Below are 22,018 nucleotides of genomic sequence, written 5' to 3'. Positions count from 1 at the left end.
CTTTTTGATATATTTGTTGAGAAGATTGTGGGGTTTTTTCACAGTCTGACGTTATCTTGGAAATCTAAAATCATAATTCAGAAATCTGTTCTTCGCATTAGGGATTACGTCACTATACTTTTATTTTAATTGGAGTTCAGTGAATTTCATTTGCAGCGGAAAGCCCACAGGCAAGTGTAGCGAAAGCAGAACTTGGCGAGGGCTTGCAGCGGAATGCCCGAACGCAAGTGGAAGTTGGGGTAATGCCCAAAAGAAAAAACCACATTCTTTACTGAAAAGGAATGTGGTTTTTTGAATTAAATTTGAATTAACAATGTTCGTTAAAAGCGTCTTGCAAGTTTTCAGCGATTAATTCTGCCGGGCGACCTTCAATGTGATGGCGCTCTAACATGTGCACCAATTCACCGTTTTTGAATAATGCCACGCTTGGCGATGAAGGAGGAAAAGGAAACATGTGTTTTCGGGCAGCATCAACGGCTTCTTTGTCAACGCCTGCGAAAACTGTTATTAAGTTGGTTGGTTTTTTAGCGCCATCCAAACTCATTTTTACTCCTGGGCGTGCGTTTCTGGCAGCACAACCGCAAACAGAATTTACAACCACAAGCGTTGTTCCTTCTTGTTTTAATGCGTTATCTACCGCCTCGGCACTGTGTAAATCTTGAAATCCAGCAGCTGTTAGTTCAGCTTGCATTGGAATTACCATTTCTTCTGGATACATAATTAGTATGATTTTAGATTGTTGATTTCTGAATTTAGATTGTAAAATCTGACTGCAAAGTTACAAAGTTTCGAGGCAACAAATAAATTTGAATTATAAAGTTTTGTAATAATATGAAAACCTTTATTTAGATTTGAAAATTACTCGGAATAAAGCTGTTAAAAACAAGCGTTTTGGACATTTCAAAATCACTTGAATGTCTTTTTTTAGAGAAGTTTCCTCGTCTAAAAATTTAAAAATTAATTTCGGATTTTCTTTTTTAAATAAGGCGGAAAAAATGGCAGCACCTAATTCGTTTTTTCGATCTAAAATATCCAATAATAGCAAATCATAAAACCAGAATTTTGTTATTTTATGAAATTTCCTAAAGTCGGATTGGGTTTCTAAAAAGCGAACCAATTGAGTAGATTTTTTATCGGAATTTTTGAAGGTATAACCTGTACTTGCTTTTGTCCATCCTCCAGCAGAGCCAATATTTAAAAGGCGCACCGTATTGTTTTTCCAAAAAGGAAAACACGTCATCGGAATACTTCCCCGTTCTTTTTCGATGATTTTGTAGTTTGTAATCCCTAATTTCTGAAGGTAGTTTTCAATCTCTAATTCGTATTCTGACGTTTCTAAATGTTTATGTGAAAACAAGGTATATTCCAATAAAGCTTCTGTTTTAGAAGTTGGCAAAACATACATAAACCGAGTATTTCCTTTTTGCTCGACTGAAAAATCCATAAAAGTGGCTTGTTCATCATTGAAAACTTCTTGTTCAGATTGTATAAACCAACCGATAAAATGCTGTTGCAAAAGCGGATATTGCGTTTGATTTTTAACTTCATACGGATCGAGAATACTGTTGAATAATTGGTCGCAAGTATAGGAATCAGTTTCTGTTTTAAGCGTTATTTGATTTTCAGATTCTTCATAATCAACTACTTTTTGATTTACAAAAGTGATATTTTCTTGTTTTGAAATGGCATCAAAAACAAAATTATAAAAGTCTAAACCTCGAATTTGGTTGTATTTGTAGGGATTTAAATCGATGTCAATTTTAAAATCTTGATTGGCAAACAAAGCGGAATTCCATTTTTTATGAATTATGGGTTCCCAATTTACATTGTTTTCAGTCCAAAAACACCAGGTTCTATCGTTGGCTTTTTTAGAATTTTCATCCAATAATAAAATTGATTTATCAGAAAATTTACCACATTGCACCATTTTATATACCGTCATTAAAGCCGATAATCCTGAGCCTGCAAAAATATAGTTGAAGTGTTGCATTTATATTCGAAATGAAAATCCTAAAGCAAAATAATTTTTGGGAGCATTTTTTGTAATTCCAAAACCCGATGACAAATCTAACATAAAATTATCGTTTATCAAATAGGTTATTCCCCCATCACAATTATGATTGGCTTTGTCTTTTTGGGGTGCAAAACCAAAAGTTTCTATATACAATCCAATTTTTTCTGATAATGAATACCCCGTTGTTAAAGTATAAATAAAAGTGGGTTCAGCAGAAAACCCGTCCCATTCGGCACCTAAATTATAACTTAAAGATAATTTATTTGACAACGTGTGCTGCATTACAAATCTAAATTCGGGAGCATAATAATTAGTTTGAAATGGTTTAGAAGCCAATTTTGGGATAGAAAAATGTCCAATAAATGATGTTTTTGGAACAAACCCTTTTTCATTACTAATTTTTATTTTACATCCAACTAATATGGGATTTAAACCTGAAACAGTTTCGTTTTGGTTATTTTCACATGTAAAACTGGTAATTAATCGCAGCTCGAAATTTTCATTGAATCCATATTTCCATAAAGATGTTGGAAGTGAATTTGTTTTGCTAAAAGCATCATTATTTTGAAACGAAAATCCAGTTTCTACCTGAATCATTCCCTTAGGAACAAGTGCTGGTGTTTCAGTTTGATCGGGTCTGTCAGCCTGAATAGGTTCTTTTTCTTGTGCTTTTCCAAGGATAGTTTGTAAAAACAAAAAGAATAATAATTTTAGTTTCATAAAATAATTTTTAGACAAAACTAAAAAAATGTTTTGATAGTAAAAAATATTATCTACATTTGTATGCTAAAAGTTGTAAAAATGACTATTTCAGAAGAAAATTACATCAAAGTAATCTATCATTTATCATTGGTTTCTCCTAAAGGGGTGAACACCAACGCAATTGCAGGTATGTTAGTTTCTAAAGCATCATCTGTAACTGATATGTTAAAGAAGCTTTCGGAAAAAAAATTGGTTTCCTATCAAAAATATCATGGAGTAACACTCACAAATCAAGGATTCCTTTCGGCAAAAATGATTGTAAGAAAGCACCGACTTTGGGAAGTTTTTTTGGTAGACAAATTAAATTTCTCTTGGGATGAAGTACACGAAATCGCTGAAGAATTAGAACATATAAAATCAGAAAAGTTAATTTATAAATTAGATGATTTTCTTGGATTTCCTTCCTTTGATCCTCACGGAGATCCAATTCCTAATGCCAAAGGTGAAATAGTAAAAATAGATAAATTTTTATTGTCTGAAGCTACTTTAAACACTATTTATTTGTGTGTTGGGGTAAAAAATTCATCAGCTGAATTTTTACAATATTTAGATAAACAGAACATTTCTTTGGGCTCAACAATCAAAGTTATTTCTTGCGAAGAGTTTGATAAGTCATTAACAATTATTTTGAACTCAAAAACTATTTCTATTTCTAATAAAATAGCAGAAAATTTATTTATAAATGCACAATAAATTATGAGCAAATCTCTCGAAGAAGTCAACCAATCGGTATCAACACAAAATAAAAAAACAGGATTTAGAAAAATTCTTGCTTTTTTTGGACCTGCGTATTTGATAAGTGTGGGGTATATGGATCCTGGAAATTGGGCAACCGACATTGCTGGCGGAAGTCAATTTGGTTATGCTTTGCTTTGGGTTTTGTTGATGAGCAATATGATGGCGTTGTTGTTGCAAAGTTTGAGTGCTCGATTGGGAATCGTTACACAGCGGGACTTGGCGCAAGCTTCCAGAGAAACCTATTCGCCGTTTGTGAATTATATTCTGTATTTTTTAGCCGAAATTGCAATTGCTGCTTGTGATTTGGCAGAGGTTTTAGGAATGGCAATTGGAATTAATTTATTATTTGACATTCCGTTAATTCAAGGGGTTTTAATCACGGTTTTAGATACTTTTTTATTACTTTTTCTCATCAATAAAGGCATTCGGAAAATGGAAGCTTTTATAATTGTTTTGGTTGTAATAATTGGGATTTCATTTATTTTCGAAATGTTTTTTGCCCAGCCTGAAATGGGGAAAGTTATTTATGGATTAATTCCTTCAATGCCCAATTCTGCTGCATTATACATTGCAATTGGAATTATTGGTGCAACCGTAATGCCACACAATTTATACTTGCATTCGGCCTTAGTTCAAACCCGAAAATTTGAAAGAACAACGGAAGGAATCAAGCAAGCCTTGAAATATAATTTTATAGATTCTACCATTGCATTGAACTTGGCTTTTTTTGTAAATGCCGCAATTTTAATATTGGCAGCCGCTACATTTTATAAAAACGGAATGTTTGAAGTTGCAGAAATTCAAGATGCGTATCGTTTTTTAGAACCTTTATTAGGAAGTAAATATGCGCCAATATTATTTGCAGTTGCGTTGATTGCAGCGGGTCAAAGTTCCACAATTACAGGGACTTTAGCTGGTCAAATTGTTATGGAAGGCTATTTGAATTTACGAATTCAGCCGTGGGTTCGAAGAATAATTACACGATTAATTGCCATTGTTCCGGCCGTAATTGTAATCACCATTTTTGGCGAAGGCGTTACAGGAAAATTATTGATTTTGAGTCAGGTGATTTTGAGTTTACAATTGGGATTTGCTATTATTCCACTGATTCATTTTGTGAGTGACAAATCAAAAATGAAGGGATTTCACATCAGTAAAACCACTCAAATTGTTTCTTGGTTGGTGGCGATAATAATTGTTTCTTTGAATGTAAAATTAGTTTTTGATGAAATTAATGGTTGGTTGACAACTTCAAATCACGCAACATTATTGTGGTTTACGGTGGTTCCAATTGCTTTCAGTTTCTTGACATTGTTGCTTTATATCGTTTTTCGACCTTTGCTGTCCAAGCCTAAATTAGCCATCGAAAATCATTCTCCTCACAATTTGAAATTACAGTTTTCTAAATCTGAAAAATATACACGAAAAAATATTGCCGTAGCTGTTGACTTTTCAAGTGCTGATGAAGCTGCTTTGAACAATGCATTTCAATTGGGTGGAACAGAAGCAAAATACACATTAATTCACGTGGTTGAAACTGTTGGCGCGATGATTTATGGTGAAAATATTGACGACCACGAAACATTAATTGACGAAAAATTATTGGAAGAATATAAGGAATTATTATATACGAAAGGAATTAAAGTAGATGTTAAATTAGGATTTGGTAAGCCTAATTCTGTAATTCCGGCAATAATAAATGATGGAAATTTTGATATTTTGGTAATGGGAACGCACGGACACACCGGATTTAAAGACATCCTTTTCGGAACCACCGTTGACAAACTGCGCCATAAAATTGGTATTCCATTATTGATTGTGAAAAATTAAATTGGAAATACAATTCTTTCAATTGTCCAATATAATGCAACGCATGCAATTACAGTTGAAATTGGATAAACGATTCTTTCTTTATACCAAATTTTGTTACTAAACCATTTGCTAATTAAAAAATAAGCAGCTAAAATAATGGTTATTTGTCCTAATTCAACCCCAATATTAAAAGTCAAAAGTGAAGATAAAAACTGATTTTTCGGCAATCCAATTTCTTTCAAAGCATTTGCAAATCCCAAGCCGTGGATTAATCCAAATCCGAAAATCAAAGCTATTCTCCAAGGATTTATTTTGTCGTGAACGATGTTTTCAATAGCTGTAAAAAGTATTGAAACTGCAATTAATGGTTCAACAATATTTGCATTTGGAATTATAAATCCAGATGCGGCTAATCCTAAAGATAAACTGTGCGCTAAAGTAAAAACTGAGCATTGAATAAGCACCTTTTTTATATTGGAACTCAAAAAAAACAGTGTCAAAATAAATAGAATATGGTCGAAACCTAGAGGAATAATATGTGTAAAACCAAGTTCTAAATAGTTTCTTAGAGTTTCAAACCAAGACATTTATTCTTTTATGAGTTTAATAGTTGAAGTAACTTTATCACTAATTTTCAAGAAGTAAATTCCATTTGACAATGCTGAAAAATCTTGGTTTTCAATTGATTTTCCTTCATAAATCAATTGCCCTACATTAGAATAAAGTTCATAATTTTCATTTCCTGTGTAGGATTTCAAATTGATTTTTGAATGAAAAGGATTTGGGAATACTTTATTTTCATTTGCTTCAAGCCCATTATCATTTACTGAAAGCGCATTGCAATATTGAGGACCTCCAACCAAAGTTGTCATTTGATTGCACAAATAACTGTAGTTGGTGCTTTGTGTAGTGGTTAAAGTTCCCAAAAGTAAATTTTGATTTATCGTTTCAGTTGGATTCGTCGTTAAATTGAAGAATTTTTCTGTGCCGTCATCAAATTTTATCAATTTATAATCTGTATTTCTCATTGCTTTTCCATCTCCAGATGTAGGAGTGTCTTTGAAAACCTCTGTAAACGCCCATGGTCTAACAGCTGTTGCATTATTTAATAATATTGGCATTAAGCTTTTGGAATCCACTGGTTTATTTGAGGGTATTTGCGATTGCCAGTTTGAATATCCAAATAATTCTAATGCTGTTGCAAACAAATCGACGGTGTTAACAAGAGCATCACTACTTCTATTTGGATTTACAACTGTAGGTCCTGAAATAATAAAAGGCACACACACCCCTTTCTGATATACGCTCCCTTTTGCACTTCCAGAACCTTGATTAATCACAGGATCATCTCCATTATCACCAATAAAAATGATGTCTGTATTTGCCCATTTACCGCTACTTTGTAAATAATCAAATAAACGACCTAGTTCACGATCCATGGCTTGAACCATTGCTTTATAATAACTTTTTGGATTAGCTAAAACATCTGCTGCGGTACCACTCAAACTAGTATCGGAATACATTCCCGCTGGTGGCAAATGAAATGGACTGTGTGGCGCGTTGAATGCCAACCAAAGAAAGAACGGTTTTGTAGTTGGCTGTGCAGAAATCCAAGAAATAGAATTGTTTACAACCTCCGTTGTTGCATAATTTGTATTGGTAGAGGCAACTCCATCTGTGATTTTTTGCCAATTGAAGTAATCTGGGATTTCTCCTGCCAGATTTCCTTCGTAATGGTTAAAACCCATTAAATTTGGATTGCTATAATTAGCAACCGTTGGTAATTGTAAATGCCATTTTCCAATTAATGCTTTTGAAATTCCATTTGGAGAATAGACATTTAATAATTGTGGAATAGTTATTTCAGTTGTGCTCAAAACCGATAATGTACCGCCTCCAATTGCATTTCCAACTCCTGTTCTAAAGCTATACCTACCTGTCATCATTCCAGCGCGAGTAGGTGAGCAAACTGGATTTGACCATGCATTTTTGAACCGAACTCCTCTACTTAGTAAACGCCTAACATTTGGCATTGCAATGGTGTCAAGAATAGGATTGTAAAGTGTATAATTGGAATAAAATCCACAGTAATCGGCTCCAATATCATCTGCGATTACAAAAATAACATTATGTTGTTGCGCATAATTCGAATGACTAATTACGAAGACCAATAGTATTGTGAATATTTTTTTCATTATTTTTTCTTTAAGATTTTAAAGGCATTCTTCTGATTTCCATTGATTACAGTCAAATAGTAGATTCCCTCCGAAATTCCCTCAGTGTCTAATAAATATTCGTTAGAATTTATTACAATTTCTTTGTTTATAACTATTCTTCCCGATGCATCGGATATTTCAATTTTTGCCGAAGAGGTGTAATTTGGAAATGAAATGGATACAAAATCAGAAGATGGATTTGGCGTGATTTTAATTGAAGTATGAGGCTCAGTATTATTTAATGAAAGTGAGGGATTTCCTCTTACACAAAGTACATAATTTGTACCCGTTTTAGCACTGTAAGTTGTAATTCCAAAAGCAGTACTCCAATACCATGCACTTAAAGTTTGGTTTGGCAATGTAGTTGACGACCAATAAAATTTAACTCCTAAACCTGTAAAATAAGGTGCAAAAACAGACGGATTCGTTGCCAATTCATTATTTAGCGATTGCAATTCTTTGATGTTTGGCAAACGCCAATCTGATGTGGTTCCAATTGTTAGTCCTTCGGCATAAACCAAAGCTTGTTCCCAAGTTAACGCCGCTGTATTTGGAATTTTTTGCCAGACCAACTGCGTCAAATTATCAGTTATGGTATCTCCATTATCTGTAAAATGATTGGTAATAGTTGTTGGAGTTGTAACTGTTCGAACGGCTCTAGCATGAAATTTTTTTGTTCCTCCAGCGCTTATAGTTTCTATTTTTGGGTGATTTCCAATTCCCCCACCAGAATTGGTGCACCAAACTTTTGTGGTAGAATTATTTTCAAAAACACTTGTCCACCAATATTCTGCAGCGGTCAAAGTAAAATAGGTTGTATTAATCGCAGGATTTGAATTTTGATAATTCAAAATGCTATAAGCTTCAATAGGAGTTGGCAGTCTCCAGCCTGAAAATCCTCCTAAAGTTAAAGAATTACAATAAGTAGTCGCACTTTCATAAGTCATTTCGCCGCCATCAACTTGTTGCCACATTAATCCCGTTACATTATCTGTAATTGTACCATTGTTATTATTGGTAAATGAAGGCATATTTATCAAATAATCATGGTCTTCGCCAAAAGTTGTAGTATAGCTTTGGGTTTCCCCTGTATCTGGCAGGAGCTGAATAGTTTTAGAAACACTTTGTCCGAAAAACAGAGTAGAATTTATGATAATGATACCGAAAAGCAGTCTTTTTTTCATTTAAAATAAGCTTTGTAATTATTCAACCATCAATTTTTTCGTGACTTCTAAGGTGTCAGAAATTATTTTAACAAAATACATTCCCGATGGAATTGAACCAAAAGTCATGGTTTCTGAAATAGTATTGGTTTCAAATATTTTTTCTCCCAACGTGTTAAAAATCTGAACTTTATTAACGTTAATTCTTGCTGAATTAAAATCTAAATTAAATTGATTCTTTGCAGGATTTGGATAAATAGAAATTTTAGGATTTAATAATTCAGTTTCATTTACCGATAAACTTGCCACTGTTTTTCTGACAATTACTTCGTTGTCTAAAATTACATTTTTACTCCAAATAAATTGCGCATCATTGGAAACATCATCAAAAATATTTGTGAAATTTGTATAGGCTGGTTTATTGTCCACGCCAATTGTTGCATTTGTATACGTCGTTGCAGCGGGCCAAGTAACATCGTCAAATGTAGCTTGTGTCCAATTTGTTGGTCTTGCCCAATGCAAACCATAATAAGCTGTTCCAGCATTGGAATCGGCCGTGCTACAATTTGCCGAAAGGCGTGAAGTGCCACTTTCAGTAGGGCACGATAAATTCATAATTGGTGCCGTATAAAACGTTTGAGCTTTCCAATCGCTTCCTGTTTTTGCAATTATAGCGTTAGTAGCGTCCTTGAAAACCGCCACCATTCCACCATCGCCACAGTGATACGTAAAACCTCCATTGGTTTCGCCACCAACACCCAATCGCTCTTCCCAATCCACTAAAAGCATCGAAATTGTAAACGGGCGATTGACTTTAAATCGAACAATATTAGAATTAAATTGAGTAAAAGGCACGTTATCTTTTCCAACCGGAACGCCATTAATATACATTTCAAAATAGTTATCTGCAAAAATATAAGCCGTAATTATTTCTCCATTGGCATCAATAGTCACAATATCAGAACCATTCAAAGCCGCTAATGCGATAGCAGAAGTTGTATAATTATTTCCATTGCAAACATTATTTAAATCGGATGCAAATGGAAAAGAAGTATTAGTGAAATTTGTAACAGCAGGAACCGTCCAAACCGAATTATTGGAAGCTGTAATAGTCCCAATGGCCGCAATTCTTCCGCCTGCACAAGTATAAAGATTGGCGGTTGTAGTGGTAGCCAATCCTTGCGTAACGGATGCAGTTCCGAGATATTGGGCAAAACCACAGGTAGAACACAGCAGTAGAAAAACGAATTGTTTCATAATTATTTCACTAATAGTTTCTTGCTTATAACGGAATTAGAAAACTGAATTTTCACAAAATACGTTCCTTTTGATAAGTTTTTGATATTTAAATTAGGAGCAAATTTTACTGTTTTAGAAACCAAATTTCCTTTTAAATCATAAATAGAAATAGTTTGAACATCGTTTTCTAAAAATGCATTTCCTAAATTTATTTGTAAAATATCAGTGGCAGGATTTGGAAAAATAGTAATGTTTTTTTCTATTGAAATAAAATTTTCAGCAGCTAAATTTGGAACGGTACATTGAGCAGTTCCAGTTCGATTTGAAACTAAAGTTCCTGGGTTAGGTGGAGTGGTCAACACGCCATTTATTGAAATAGTGGTTGGATAATTAACATAATTAAAAGTATAAGCCGTTCCGATCCAGCTGTAATTAGTAGCGCTTCCGGAGATTCCATTAAATGAAAAAGATAAATTATATCCATTGTTTGTTGCATTTGGAACACAAGCAGTGATTAAAGCACCACTTAAAGGATTTTGTCCCTCACCAGGACCTCTTACAGAATTTGCCGAAGCTTGTGGAACAATCTGTAAATTAACATCTTCGGTAACTACTCCCACCATATTTCCAATCATATATGGAGCAGACGCTGTCCCGTGATAATGATATACTCCATTGGATCCAAAATGACCATGGTTTCCGTCAAGAGTAGCCATTGGACTCCCATCTGGTTCTAAACTTCCATAAACAGCATAACCATCTAGTCCAAAAGCAATAGGTAATGTTGCAGATGCCTGCCCTAAAGTTATCAAGTGCATTGGCGCGATATGATAATGATAATCATCGGCACGACCGCAATGACCACCATAAATATCTAATTGACCCCCTAGAAAAGAATCAACACCCGTATTGGTGTGATAATTAAATATAGCCACTCCATTTGCTGCGATAGCAATTGCTCCTTTCAAGAAATGTGCAGCACTTACAGGTACTGGAGTTGCAGCTATAACTGGATTTAATGGAATGCTCCATGCATTTGCTCCAATATAACATTGAGGAATAGGAATTTGTTGTTGCCAACCCGTGCTTGAAATACCTACCATCATCGTATGATTTGGGATACCTTTGGAATTTACATAGAAATAATTGGCATCATAAGTGGTGCTAACGGTTGATGAAAATTGATTAAAAGAAGATTTCAAAAATAATGGATCCGTAGTAGAAAGTGCTTTTTTTGTAAAACTGTACAACGACATTAGTATTCCAAGGAACAAAACAGGGTATAAATATTTTAATTTTTTTCTGTCTGTAAGGCTATAAATATAATATCCAAATGCTAGCAACGAAAATAGGATTGTCCAAAATTTGTAATCAAAAATGCTTTGAATTCCTGCTTCTTTTTGTGGTGAAATGGTATTTAAATTTTTAACCCATTCTTCTTTTTTCATTACAAATGCCTGATCTTCATTTGATAAATCCGATAAGGGGAATTTTGAAATGGTATTATTGGCATCTTCAATAAAAACAGTACCGTTTTTAAACAACATGAAAGTACCATCAATACATTTATGGTCTTTTTGAATTGACCAATGTCTTAAAACAATATTGTCATAATTGATGGTATGTGAAAACATGAAATTGCTTATTAAGCAAAGTAGTAACAGGGTAATTTTTTTCATTTTTTTCTTTTATGTTTGGACGATTTAAAATAAAATTTTTGCTAAAAATATACTTTTAAAAATTATCGGTGGTAGCTATTAATACAAAATGAGAGTAAATTCTATTGTAAATCACATTACCTCATTTTATCAAAAACACCTCGATAAAAAATACGACAACCAACGGATTCAGTAATTGAATTAGAAACCACTTTGTTTTGAAGCAATTCTTCCACCGCTTTTTCTAAATAATTATTTCCCTTTTTGGGTTCTAATGCGCTATCGTCAATTACACCTTCATATTTTTGAACCCATTTACCCGATTTATTTTTCCAAATTACAAAAGCTTGTGGCGTGTTTATGGCTTTGAATTGCTGTGCTACCACTTGTTTTTTATCTTGTAAATATGGAAAAGTAGTCTTTTCTCGCACTACTTTTTTTTGCATCAATTTAAAAGATTCTTCTTTGTATGCAACCGTATCCATTGAATTTATTGCTAATAAATAAACGCCTTGAGTTCTAAATTTTAGGTTCATTAGATTCAGCCTTTCTGAATATAATTTTGCCATCGGACATTTATTGCATGTGAAAACAATTATAAATCCCTTTGCATTTTTATAGTCAGAAAGCGAAACCATTTTGTTTTCCGTGCTTTTTAATTGGAAGTTTTTGATTGTTTTGTCTAGCTGCGGCAATGGCTTTAAAGCAAAACTTAGCAACGCAAAACACAACGATAAAATTCCAAAACGCAACGCACTTTTTTTCATTTATTAGTTTTTAATAAATTTTTTAGTAGTAACGCTTTTCGTTTTTTCATCTGTTAATTTTAACAAATATACACCCGAAGATAATGATGAAATATCAATCCCATTTTGCCATTGTGGTTTTGGCAGCATCATTGCAATGCGACCTTCAAGGGTGGTAATTGTAATATAATATATCTCGGTACTTGCATCGCTAAGATTAATAAACAGTTTGTCGGTACTCGGATTTGGATACAAACTAAACGCTGTTTTAACAGAATTCTCATTTGTAGCCATAGTTCCATTCACAGTAAATTGTCCCATCATTCCTTCATCTTCATGCGTTAAAGCGTGACAATGGTACATATAAGGCCAAGTTGAATCCGAATAATCATCGAATTTAGCAATGAAAGTTACTGTTCCACTAATTGGAATCCACACAGAATCTTTCCAACCTTGTTCAAAAGTTCTTATTGTTGTTCCGATATTACCGCCACTTCTTGAAATAATTTTAAAAAACACATCATGCAAGTGAAAAGTGTGCCCAAAAATTTGATTGTTTACAATTGTCCATTGTTCAACAGCATTCAAATTTACTGTTTTTGGAGCCATAGTTGTGCTATATAAGGAGCCGTCTAAAGTAAAAGCTGTTCCTCCATTTCCACCTCCAACGGCAATCGTTCTTGAATTTGTCACGTTCGCAGCAGTCCAATAGGTGTCATTAATTAAGGTAGCTAGAATTGTAGTTATTGGAGTTGTTGCTGTTGTTGTTGCTGCAATTTTGATGTTCATGATATTGAAATCTACATTGTTTAATAGCCCTCCATTTAATGGACCGCTATTTCCTGTTGGATTTGATGGATTACCTTCATTTCCCGGCCATCCAAAAATGCTTTGACCTGGAGTTAATGCTGTTAATTCTGTGGTAGAATTATAAGCCTTTAAATATAGTGTTTGTGCCCCAACAGTATCACCACTTAAGTTGACTAAAATTTCATAGCGCTCCCCAGTTTGTATGGCAAGTCGGGTTACAGCGACAGGAGTATTCAGTAATCCACCGTCATTTCCAATTACATAAAAGGTTCTGTTATCACTAAATCCTAAATTATAACCTCTTTGAATTTCTGCGTTCAAAATTCGCATGCGAACGACTTGTTTTGGTAAAGTTGCTTGTGCATAATTTGTGGTAGTACTCAATGTTCCATTTACCATTACATAATCTCCATAATTGTCGCTCAAAGTAGCAGCCATTGCATTTGTTGCAGATAAAAAACGTCTGCTTGTAATTGCAAGTGGAAAATCATCAACACCATAGGTTCTTGGTAAAGGTAAAACAGCTTCGGATGCATCTTTAACAATAATAAAACCTCCAACTCCTTTAGTAACTTGAGCTTGAGTGGTAGTATGCAAATGGGGATGATACCATAAAGTTGCTGCTTGGTTTTTCACGGTCCAATACGGTTCCCATAATGCACCAGCAGCTATTACTTGATGAGGTCCACCATCCATAATCGCAGGTAAATGCATCCCATGCCAGTGAATTGTTGAAGATTCATTCAAATTATTGGTCACATGCATTTTAATTGCCTGGTTTTTATTGACAATCATCGTTGGCCCCCAAAAAGTATTTGTTGTGGCCGTTCCAATATTAATAGCTCCAGTTACCGTTGCTTGTCCAGTTCTAAATTGTTTTAAATTTTCATCCAAATTTAAAACAAAATTAGTAACCCCATCAGCTCCAGTAACGCCGTAATAGGCTTCTGGCACATTTAAAGGCGTAAAGGTTTGTGAGAAAATACGTTTTGAAGTTAGCAAAAATAAAGTGCAAATAATAAGTGTTTTATTTAATTTCATAATTTTTTTATGGTTATACGAATGGTTACATATTAATAACTGAATTTATTAGACGACATTTATTATTTATTCTTGTAACTTTCATTTTTTTGTTAATTCAATACGCAAAAAGAAATAATTTTGGTAAAAGTTTCTGTTTGTAACTTCCCAAAATACAACCCAGATTGGAGTTCTTCGCAATTAATTGTTTGAAATTCAGTAGAAGTATTTTCCCTTAATTGTACCTGTTTTACTTGCCTTCCCATTGCATCATAAATTGTAAATTCTGAAACCAAAGGAGTTGTGTTTCTAATATATAATTTCAATTCTTTATTTACAATTGGATTTGGAGCAATTGCTATAGAAGGATTTAAAGTTTCAATACTATTTGTACTCATTGTAGAATTAGTAGCTAGCCAAATTGTTGCATTCATCAATAATTTTTGATGATTTCCACCCGCATCAGTTATGTAACCATCGTACAAAACATCATTTGGATCTCCTGTCCCGTCATCTGGGATTGAACTATCGCCTATGGCTATTACTTTTCCAGCTTGATAAGTTGCAGAAGCGCACATTACATTTGCAGTTCCTGTAGTAATTGATCCTGATTTAAAAATTAATCCAGTTGCGGATGAATTAGCAGTTGTATTTAACGTCATCGTAGTGCCATTCGACCATTTCGCCTGAGTGACATTTCCGCAAACTGAACAGGTCACGGGCAAAGCAGGACCATGTAGAATTTGATTAGTAGAAAGATTTGCAACGGCTGAGGTTGTTTCGCTAATATTTACCGCATCAAAAGAAATTCCGAATGGATTGGATTGAACAGTATTAGTGGTCATTAAATCATTCCAAATCATTAATGAATCCGAGCCGTCATTATTTCTGTCGGATATTGTGTGGTCTGCTATCATCATCAAACCCCCGCCGAATTTTACAAAATTCACAATTGCATTTTTTTCAATTGTAGAGAATAAAATATTAGGTTCGTCAACCACAAAGACTTTGTAGTTACTTAAGTCTTGAGTGTTAGTTGCATCGCCGTAGGTAATGCGACCATTCCAGGGCAACGTTTCCACCGTATATCCTTGTCTTACACAATCTATAGCCCAATATGACAATGCACCATCCCAATAGGTTTCAGGCGTAGAAGCAGTAATTGTTGACTGTGCAGGTGTCGGAATCCGTTGTGGATTTGACTCATTACCTCCAATATTTACTGGGTTATTTGTATATAAATTATGCAAATCAGCATCTATAACCCAATCGGCATTTCCTGCCATTTCAACTTTGGTAGCATCGAATAAAATTTTAATTTGTGAAGAAGCTATAGTTACAGCTAATAGGAACAAAGAGGTAAAATAATTTTTTAACATGATTTTGAAAATTTTTAACTACAAATTTAATGCTTTTACCCAAAATATGTTAGTGTAAATGAAAACAATAATGAAGTTTTAAGAAAGTGGAATTTTGAGATAGAAACGTTGGGAATGCATCATCACGTGGGCGACCTTCAAGATTACATAACGAATACACATATTGTTTCAACAGGAGTTTTATGAAAGGTAATATATTTGACAATCTACTCCTGAGAATGGTAGTAATGGAATCCTGTCCATACAAAACGATTATTAAATAAAAGGATAAGTCAATTAATTTATAGGTATAGGCGCTTTAGTCGCACTCGTTAGTTATTGATTTTGTTGAAATTTCTTTATAATTAACCATCTTTCTTATTAACACATCGAATATTGTATCCATATTTGACCTTCTATTGTATCTAAAATGAGATTCATTTAAATAATCCTGCATATGTTCTTTGCTGCAATGATGATGTATTCCTCTTAGCCAACCTTTGATATTCATTATGTGAATATGTAACTCTTTAAAGTTTTTCCCATCGTCCGAATCTACTTGTTTAAGGTTTAAAAAATCTTTTTTCAATGGACTATAGCCCCGCCATTTATCTGTAATTATTGTGGCTTCTTTTGAAACATATTTCTTCAAAAAAGCTCCTAATTCTTTTGCCGATGAATGTTCTATAACCTCAGCATAAGCTCGTCCAACTCCATCGTCTAAGATTTCCACAGCGAGAACGGCAAGTTTTTTTAACCCTTTACTTCGTCCTTTTTTATTCTCTTCTGGGCCACCAACCATAAACTCAGCGACATGAATTGTCCCTGTTAATGGATGGTTCAAGCTACTTTCCATTGCTTGTTGAACTTCTATATTTAACACATTCTGAATGAAAAAATTTGTTCCAAATCGTATTAAAATCCAAAATTAGCTTACTATTAATTTATGACAATTTTTGATGTTGTTGTTTGATTTCCCCTTGTTAACTTTACCAAATAAACCCCTTTTTCAATGTATTTTGTATAAATAGTTGTTTGATTACTGTTTAGTTTTTGATTATATATTTTCTTTCCTAACATATCAAAAATTTCCAAGCTAGTTTCTATAAAATCATTAGAATTTAATTGTACTGTAAATTCTCCATTATTTGGGTTTGGGTAAATGGAATATGATGAATTTGTAAAAGTTTCATTTGAAAGTGCATTAGGTATAAAATGAGCAATAAAAATGCTGTAAGCACTTTGTTGCGTATTATTTACTAAATCAAAAACTTGTTTGTTAAGTTGTAAACCGTTTGAAGTTGCTATTTGAGTTAAACTTTGCGTTGAACCAACAATGTAAAACTTATTTCCAAGGTTATATGGATGAAAATTTATTTCTTTTTCGTTTAACTCTCCACCATAATAAGTTCCCCAGGACTTTGTGTTTTGGTCGGAAAATTTGCAAATATATGCATCGGCACTGTATAAATCATTTGTGTTTACTAAATAGCCATCATTTGTTGCAATATTTGACTGTAATCCTGTAGAACCATAATTATAAAAATTATTAGAATTTTTATCTGTTTTAATATAAGAAGTTGTACCCACTCCTGTGGTAAAAGTATTTGTGCTATTACCATTATAGGTTCCCCAATTTCGAGCACCATTTTGATTGAACTGAACTATAAAATTTGATGTGGTATTAGAATTTGGTTGATAAGTACCAATAGTAGTAATTTCTTGATTTGCATAATTTGGTGCTGTCCCAGATAAATAAACCTTGTCATCTTTTAAATCTAAAGAGTTTTTCATCTCCACATTTTCAAATGCATTTCCACCATAATAGGTACTCCAATCTCGCTGACCGGTTGTGTTAAATTTCGTTAAAAATATGTCTTTGCAACTTCCTAGTATTGGTTGATAAGAATTTGGTGTGCCAAAATAAGTGTTATAAGAATTTAATGGTGGGCAATCATTAGTCACAGAAGCTATATACAAGTTTGAGGGATTGGCTTTAATATTCCATATATTTGTATTTAGACCATAATAAGTAGTCCACATTCTATTTCCGTTTATATCAAATTTTGAAATTTGAAACGAGGAGTTGTTTTTTGTCTCTTGAAACACACCTGCAGTAGCCATATTTGGACTAAAAGTAGTACCTAAAATATAAAAATTATTTAATCCGTCAAAAGCAATCCTGCTGTTAGTAATGGATTCATCACCTGAACCTCCAAAATAAGTACTCCAAACTACCGACCCTGAGGATGTGAATTTTGTGATAAAACAATCTCCACCTCCAATAAGATTTTCTTGAAAAGCACCTACAGTTGCAATATTTGAGTTGCTATTTGTAGACCCTATGATATACAAATTATCATTGTTATCTATATCAAGATCTGATATTCTATCAAAACCACTTCCTCCCAAAAAAGTACCCCAAACAATTTGACCTAGGTTATTGAACTTAATTAGAAAACCATCATAATCTCCTCCACCAAAATTTTGGTGATAAGATGAAGTATTTGTAAAAGTGGTAATGTTTGTTAAATCAGTACCATTAATATTACCTACAATATATAAATTTCCTGTACTATCAATTTCACTATCTGATAATACAAACCGTTCGTCTCCAAAATAAGTCCCCCAACTGCGTTGAAAATTAAATTGAGCAGCTATTTTAGTAGTTACTAATGATAGAAAAATTGTAAATAAAAAAATTAAATTTTTCATTATGAATTTGTTAGAGTGTTTAGTGACAAATTTAACTATTTTCCTAAAAGTAATTAATAAATTATAATTGTGTAATGCCAAACATTTGGTGATGGATTTGTACAATCGTAATCCAAATTCCAAGTTGATGAAAAACTTGAATAAGTAGGTGCAGAATACGCTGCAATTGGCACAGGTGGAAGTGTTGTGAAATTATTCCAACTGGTTCCCACTTCAAAAATCAAACTAGTAAAAACCTGACTATTACTGGCGGACAAAGACCAAGCAACTGGACTAGTAAAAGCAGTTGTAGAAGCAGCAGAATTTAAACGTTCCCAATTACTAATATATGGGATACTTGCTGGTGATTCAAATGGAAATTTGAAAATAATAGATGTATTTTCTAAAACATAACTACCTCCTGGGGGAATTGTTACAGACCAAAATGGCTTACTATGAAATTCTGGATATGTGGCAGAACTATTAGGTTTTGTAATTATATCCCATAATTTTACCGTTTGTCCGGTGAAATTATATACTTCGAACGTTTTTTGGCCATAGTTTTGCAAACTAAAAAAATAATATTGCAATAAAGATTATTTTTTTCATATAATTAATTATTTTTTTGTTGATTGTACATTTAAGTTAATTTTTTTGAGTATTCTTTCAACGTTATTCTAATTAGTCCATCTGTATTTTCAATTGATTTACTTGCAATTTCGTTCTTACCTAAAGAAACTAAAAGTTCCTTAGCCACCTTTTCGATATCTTGAGCAGCCAATGAACGCTGATTTAAATTCATCGTACTTTCTTGTTTAGATTGCATCCAACTTTTTAGAGAACTTTCAAAGTTCAACATTTCAGTTGTTTTTGCAAAGACCACAGATGGCGGAGTTTCATCAACTAGAATTTCATTGCTCCCGCAAGAGTTTAGCATTAAAGCATATATAAAAATACCTGCAAATAATAATTTTTTTGTTGCCATAATTATACAATATTCACGCTACTATGGACGTTTTTTTTGGTTAGTGTTGCTAAAGGTGGGTTCTAAAAATTGATTTTTTTTGATTTTTCACAAAACAGAATCCATTAGTTTTGTGAATAAATAAATTTGTGCTATAAATCTAAAATATTATTTGGAATAATTACATCTAAAATTGATTTTTTTATGATAATAATATATATGATTATCAATTAGTTATGTTAAAATATTTAATCTGATTACTTGCTCATAACGGAATAAATTATAGGTCAAATTAATTAATCCGATTATTCCAGTTGTTTTTTTATTCAATGGTTTCATACATCTTGTTTATAGAAGAAGGTTTTCCCTCAAAAACCTTCTTCATCCCAAAAGTAAAATACTAGCGTATTTAGATGGGCAAATATAAACAAATTGAAATTTTTTATAAAAGTATACTATTCAATTTGTAGTAAAAAACACCAAGTAATTAACGGGCATATATGGTAATAAACGGGAAGAAATCGGTAAAATGATTTTCGACTTATGCGAAATGCGCTATAATCAACTAATTGATTTATTGAAATTATTCATTTTAAAAAAATTTATATTTGAATAAGTTATAAATTAGCACTTTGAATTAACCATGAAAAATATACCGTTTTTACTTTTTTTGTTTTTGCTTACAGGATGTAAATCTAATTTTCAACAAATTGAAAGCAATAAGTCAAAAATCAACGCAACACTTAATTCTTGGCATAAAGCTGCGGCAAATGCTGAGTTTGAAGCTTATTTTTCATTAATGACCAATGATGGAGTTTTTATTGGAACAGATGCAACCGAGAATTGGCAGAATGAAGCTTTTAAAACTTTTTCTAAACCGTATTTCAATAAAGGAAAAGCGTGGAATTTTTCCTCTTTACAAAGAAATATTTATCTAAATAAAAATCAAGACATCGCCTGGTTTGATGAATTATTAGACACTCAGATGAAAATTTGTAGAGGTTCTGGGGTGCTTATGAAAGTTGAAAACGAATGGAAAATAGCACATTATGTGTTATCGATGACCATTCCGAATGAACTCACCACAGAAGTAATAAAATTAAAAGAAAAGCTTGAATCAGAAGAAATTCTAAAATTAAGAGCAAAGTAAAAATTGTTTGTATTATTTTTTCAAATGTTCCAGCATATCTTTCGTCATACTTTCGATGTCAAAATTATGGCTCCAGTCCCAGTCTTTTCTTGCTGAACTGTCGTCGATGCTCGCGGGCCAACTATCCGCGATTTTCTGACGGAAATCAGGAGTAAATGAAATGTTGAAGTCCGGAATGTGTTTTTTAATTTCAGTCGCTAATTCTGTTGGTGTAAAACTCATTGCTGCCAAATTATACGAAGAGCGAATCTTAACTTGTTCCGCAGGCGCTTGCATAATTTGAATTGTTGCTGCAATTGCGTCGTCCATATACATCATCGGCATTTTGGTTTCTGAAGATAAAAAACAGTCGTATTTTTTCTCCGAAAGTGCTTTATAAAATATGTCAACGGCATAATCTGTAGTTCCTCCGCCAGGTGGCGACGACCAGCTAATTAACCCTGGATAACGGATACTTCGCACGTCAACACCAAAGATTTTGTGGTAATATTCGCACCATCTTTCGCCCGATTGTTTGCTAATTCCATACACCGTACTTGGCTCCATAATGGTATATTGTGGCGTGTTTTCTTTTGGCGTTGTTGGTCCAAAAACCGCAATACTTGATGGCCAAAATATCTTTTTTATCTTTCCGGCTTTCGCCAAATTTAATACGTGAAAAAGGGAATTCATATTTAAATCCCAAGCAAAAGCTGGATTTTTTTCGGCTGTAGCCGATAATAATGCGGCCATCAAATAAACTTCATCAATTTTGTGAATTTCAACAAGATGTTGAATTTGATTGAAATCTAAAGCATTCACGACTTCAAAAGGGCCAGAATTTACAACGTCTGTATTGAGTTTTCTTATATCGGATGCAATCACATTTTCCACTCCATAAATCGCTCTCAACTTCTGAGTTAGTTCTGTTCCGATTTGTCCACAGGCTCCAATAATTAGAATTTTTGTACTCATTTGAAATATTTGGAGTACAAAGATAACGATTTCGTAATTTAAAAATCATTTTTATGAGAATTGTTCAAAATTCGCATTTCTTAATTTACCTTTGTAACTTTGTATCAAATATTTATAAAATGAAACTCGTATTTTCCTGTCTTTTTTTGGTGCTTTTTCTGACATTATCTTGTCAAAACAATAAAGAACAACGCCTAATTGAAACTGCCAAAGAAGCCAAAAAGCAAGAAATTATCTTTGACAACATCAACAAAGGCTGGAATTTCAATGCAAAACCCCTCAACCCCGCTTCTCAAGGCTTGGTGGAAATGTGGAATGAATGGCGAATCTTTTTAATCGAATTAAATCAAAAACCTAAGAGCACTATTGGCGCATTTCAGAAAAAAGCAATAGAACTTTCCAAGAAAGCAGCGGATTTAAACAATAATATTCCCGTTGCATACAATAAACCGGAAGTAAAAAGTAGAATTGCCGTGTTAATTTCTAAAATAAACTCCTTGAATATGTTCCTCAATTTAGATAAAATTCAAGATAAAAAAGTTGTTGCTTTGGTATTGGAAATCAATATTCAACTGATTTCGCTGCAATCACAATTGGATGAAATTGTAAGAAAAAATACCATTCCAAAAGAAGAAGGCGAATCCGATTTGATTCAAATGTTAGACACTTCAAGAGCAATTCCAAACCGACAAATTTTACCAAAAAATTGAGCAAATCAGT

19 protein-coding genes and 1 pseudogene are annotated in these 22,018 nt (G+C 33.2%); 4 read left to right on the top strand and 16 right to left on the bottom strand.

Features of this window, described 5'->3' with window-relative positions; translation table 11 throughout:
• Positions 1-307: 307 nt before the first annotated feature.
• The 3 genes from AC9UEH_RS05240 to AC9UEH_RS05230 all read right to left on the bottom strand — a co-directional run bounded on the left by AC9UEH_RS05240 (position 308) and on the right by AC9UEH_RS05230 (position 2,734).
• Positions 308-718, bottom strand: coding sequence for a BrxA/BrxB family bacilliredoxin (locus AC9UEH_RS05240; protein ID WP_509529222.1), 411 nt, complete (start codon positions 716-718; stop codon positions 308-310).
• A 123-nt stretch (positions 719-841) separates the two neighbouring features.
• Positions 842-1,990, bottom strand: coding sequence for a lycopene cyclase family protein (locus AC9UEH_RS05235; protein WP_509529219.1), 1,149 nt, complete (start codon positions 1,988-1,990; stop codon positions 842-844).
• Entirely contained in the window at positions 1,991-2,734 is a 744-nt protein-coding gene (locus tag AC9UEH_RS05230; RefSeq protein ID WP_509529216.1) for a transporter, read from the bottom strand.
• A gap of 81 nt (positions 2,735-2,815) precedes the next feature.
• On the opposite strand from AC9UEH_RS05230, the gene AC9UEH_RS05225 reads away from it, so the two are divergent.
• A complete protein-coding gene (locus AC9UEH_RS05225; protein ID WP_509529213.1) occupies positions 2,816-3,469 on the top strand; it encodes a metal-dependent transcriptional regulator in 654 nt (217 codons plus the stop codon).
• Positions 3,470-3,472: 3 nt separating this feature from the next.
• Positions 3,473-5,344, top strand: coding sequence for an Nramp family divalent metal transporter (locus AC9UEH_RS05220; RefSeq protein WP_509529210.1), 1,872 nt, complete (start codon positions 3,473-3,475; stop codon positions 5,342-5,344).
• Here AC9UEH_RS05220 and AC9UEH_RS05215 read toward each other — a convergent pair.
• The 12 genes and pseudogenes from AC9UEH_RS05215 to AC9UEH_RS05160 form a co-directional block, all read right to left on the bottom strand.
• Complete coding sequence (locus AC9UEH_RS05215; protein ID WP_509529207.1) at positions 5,341-5,913, bottom strand: HupE/UreJ family protein; 573 nt, start codon at positions 5,911-5,913, stop codon at positions 5,341-5,343. The two genes, AC9UEH_RS05220 and AC9UEH_RS05215, sit on opposite strands and share 4 nt — an antisense overlap.
• Entirely contained in the window at positions 5,914-7,521 is a 1,608-nt protein-coding gene (locus tag AC9UEH_RS05210) for a sulfatase-like hydrolase/transferase (RefSeq protein WP_509529204.1), read from the bottom strand.
• Positions 7,521-8,726 (bottom strand): Lcl domain-containing protein, encoded by a 1,206-nt coding sequence (locus tag AC9UEH_RS05205; RefSeq protein WP_509529201.1) that lies wholly within the window; start codon positions 8,724-8,726, stop codon positions 7,521-7,523. The genes AC9UEH_RS05210 and AC9UEH_RS05205 overlap by 1 nt, the downstream gene beginning before the upstream one ends.
• An 18-nt stretch (positions 8,727-8,744) precedes the next feature.
• Complete coding sequence (locus AC9UEH_RS05200; RefSeq protein ID WP_509529199.1) at positions 8,745-9,962, bottom strand: T9SS type A sorting domain-containing protein; 1,218 nt, start codon at positions 9,960-9,962, stop codon at positions 8,745-8,747.
• 2 nt (positions 9,963-9,964) lie between these two features.
• A complete protein-coding gene (locus tag AC9UEH_RS05195; RefSeq protein WP_509529196.1) occupies positions 9,965-11,623 on the bottom strand; it encodes a T9SS type A sorting domain-containing protein in 1,659 nt (552 codons plus the stop codon).
• Positions 11,624-11,739: 116 nt separating this feature from the next.
• Positions 11,740-12,369 (bottom strand): redoxin domain-containing protein, encoded by a 630-nt coding sequence (locus tag AC9UEH_RS05190; RefSeq protein WP_509529193.1) that lies wholly within the window; start codon positions 12,367-12,369, stop codon positions 11,740-11,742.
• Between the two features lie 3 nt (positions 12,370-12,372).
• Positions 12,373-14,199 (bottom strand): multicopper oxidase domain-containing protein, encoded by a 1,827-nt coding sequence (locus tag AC9UEH_RS05185; RefSeq protein ID WP_509529190.1) that lies wholly within the window; start codon positions 14,197-14,199, stop codon positions 12,373-12,375.
• 92 nt (positions 14,200-14,291) lie between these two features.
• Entirely contained in the window at positions 14,292-15,557 is a 1,266-nt protein-coding gene (locus AC9UEH_RS05180) for a T9SS type A sorting domain-containing protein (protein WP_509529187.1), read from the bottom strand.
• Between the two features lie 298 nt (positions 15,558-15,855).
• A pseudogene (locus AC9UEH_RS05175) lies at positions 15,856-16,407 on the bottom strand (IS1595 family transposase); the annotation flags it as partial.
• 68 nt (positions 16,408-16,475) lie between these two features.
• Positions 16,476-18,251: a T9SS type A sorting domain-containing protein gene (locus AC9UEH_RS05170; protein WP_509529185.1), complete on the bottom strand. Its 1,776-nt coding sequence runs from the start codon at positions 18,249-18,251 to the stop codon at positions 16,476-16,478.
• A 53-nt stretch (positions 18,252-18,304) separates the two neighbouring features.
• Positions 18,305-18,799, bottom strand: a complete 495-nt coding sequence (locus tag AC9UEH_RS05165) for a hypothetical protein (protein WP_509529182.1) — start codon at positions 18,797-18,799, stop codon at positions 18,305-18,307.
• 71 nt (positions 18,800-18,870) lie between these two features.
• The gene (locus tag AC9UEH_RS05160) at positions 18,871-19,215 is read right to left on the bottom strand and encodes a hypothetical protein (RefSeq protein WP_509529180.1); all 345 of its coding nucleotides are present in this window, start codon (positions 19,213-19,215) and stop codon (positions 18,871-18,873) included.
• A gap of 622 nt (positions 19,216-19,837) precedes the next feature.
• On the opposite strand from AC9UEH_RS05160, the gene AC9UEH_RS05155 reads away from it, so the two are divergent.
• Complete coding sequence (locus AC9UEH_RS05155; protein WP_509529178.1) at positions 19,838-20,344, top strand: nuclear transport factor 2 family protein; 507 nt, start codon at positions 19,838-19,840, stop codon at positions 20,342-20,344.
• A gap of 12 nt (positions 20,345-20,356) precedes the next feature.
• Here AC9UEH_RS05155 and AC9UEH_RS05150 read toward each other — a convergent pair whose 3' ends face one another.
• A complete protein-coding gene (locus tag AC9UEH_RS05150; RefSeq protein WP_509529175.1) occupies positions 20,357-21,298 on the bottom strand; it encodes an L-threonine 3-dehydrogenase in 942 nt (313 codons plus the stop codon).
• A gap of 119 nt (positions 21,299-21,417) precedes the next feature.
• Between AC9UEH_RS05150 and AC9UEH_RS05145 the strand changes: the two genes are divergently transcribed.
• On the top strand, positions 21,418-22,008 hold the full coding sequence (locus tag AC9UEH_RS05145) for a hypothetical protein (protein WP_509529173.1): 591 nt from the start codon (positions 21,418-21,420) through the stop codon (positions 22,006-22,008).
• Positions 22,009-22,018 lie beyond the last annotated feature (10 nt).

Source organism: Flavobacterium sp., assembly GCF_040402835.1.
GTDB lineage: Bacteria > Bacteroidota > Bacteroidia > Flavobacteriales > Flavobacteriaceae > Flavobacterium.
Note: the sequence above shows the minus strand (reverse complement) of the source record. Positions and strands in the feature narration are given on the sequence as shown.

What these genes read in the sequence shown, in the direction of transcription:
- AC9UEH_RS05180 (WP_509529187.1), bottom strand. Translation starts at nt 15,557, where the DNA reads ATGTTAAAAAATTATTTTACCTCTTTGTTCCTATTAGCTGTAACTATA.
- AC9UEH_RS05195 (WP_509529196.1), bottom strand. Translation starts at nt 11,623, where the DNA reads ATGAAAAAAATTACCCTGTTACTACTTTGCTTAATAAGCAATTTCATG.
- AC9UEH_RS05155 (WP_509529178.1), top strand. Translation starts at nt 19,838, where the DNA reads ATGAAAAATATACCGTTTTTACTTTTTTTGTTTTTGCTTACAGGATGT.
- AC9UEH_RS05185 (WP_509529190.1), bottom strand. Translation starts at nt 14,199, where the DNA reads ATGAAATTAAATAAAACACTTATTATTTGCACTTTATTTTTGCTAACT.
- AC9UEH_RS05190 (WP_509529193.1), bottom strand. Translation starts at nt 12,369, where the DNA reads ATGAAAAAAAGTGCGTTGCGTTTTGGAATTTTATCGTTGTGTTTTGCG.
- AC9UEH_RS05150 (WP_509529175.1), bottom strand. Translation starts at nt 21,298, where the DNA reads ATGAGTACAAAAATTCTAATTATTGGAGCCTGTGGACAAATCGGAACA.
- AC9UEH_RS05210 (WP_509529204.1), bottom strand. Translation starts at nt 7,521, where the DNA reads ATGAAAAAAATATTCACAATACTATTGGTCTTCGTAATTAGTCATTCG.
- AC9UEH_RS05170 (WP_509529185.1), bottom strand. Translation starts at nt 18,251, where the DNA reads ATGAAAAATTTAATTTTTTTATTTACAATTTTTCTATCATTAGTAACT.
- AC9UEH_RS05230 (WP_509529216.1), bottom strand. Translation starts at nt 2,734, where the DNA reads ATGAAACTAAAATTATTATTCTTTTTGTTTTTACAAACTATCCTTGGA.
- AC9UEH_RS05200 (WP_509529199.1), bottom strand. Translation starts at nt 9,962, where the DNA reads ATGAAACAATTCGTTTTTCTACTGCTGTGTTCTACCTGTGGTTTTGCC.
- AC9UEH_RS05240 (WP_509529222.1), bottom strand. Translation starts at nt 718, where the DNA reads ATGTATCCAGAAGAAATGGTAATTCCAATGCAAGCTGAACTAACAGCT.
- AC9UEH_RS05205 (WP_509529201.1), bottom strand. Translation starts at nt 8,726, where the DNA reads ATGAAAAAAAGACTGCTTTTCGGTATCATTATCATAAATTCTACTCTG.
- AC9UEH_RS05220 (WP_509529210.1), top strand. Translation starts at nt 3,473, where the DNA reads ATGAGCAAATCTCTCGAAGAAGTCAACCAATCGGTATCAACACAAAAT.
- AC9UEH_RS05225 (WP_509529213.1), top strand. Translation starts at nt 2,816, where the DNA reads ATGACTATTTCAGAAGAAAATTACATCAAAGTAATCTATCATTTATCA.
- AC9UEH_RS05235 (WP_509529219.1), bottom strand. Translation starts at nt 1,990, where the DNA reads ATGCAACACTTCAACTATATTTTTGCAGGCTCAGGATTATCGGCTTTA.
- AC9UEH_RS05160 (WP_509529180.1), bottom strand. Translation starts at nt 19,215, where the DNA reads ATGGCAACAAAAAAATTATTATTTGCAGGTATTTTTATATATGCTTTA.
- AC9UEH_RS05145 (WP_509529173.1), top strand. Translation starts at nt 21,418, where the DNA reads ATGAAACTCGTATTTTCCTGTCTTTTTTTGGTGCTTTTTCTGACATTA.
- AC9UEH_RS05215 (WP_509529207.1), bottom strand. Translation starts at nt 5,913, where the DNA reads ATGTCTTGGTTTGAAACTCTAAGAAACTATTTAGAACTTGGTTTTACA.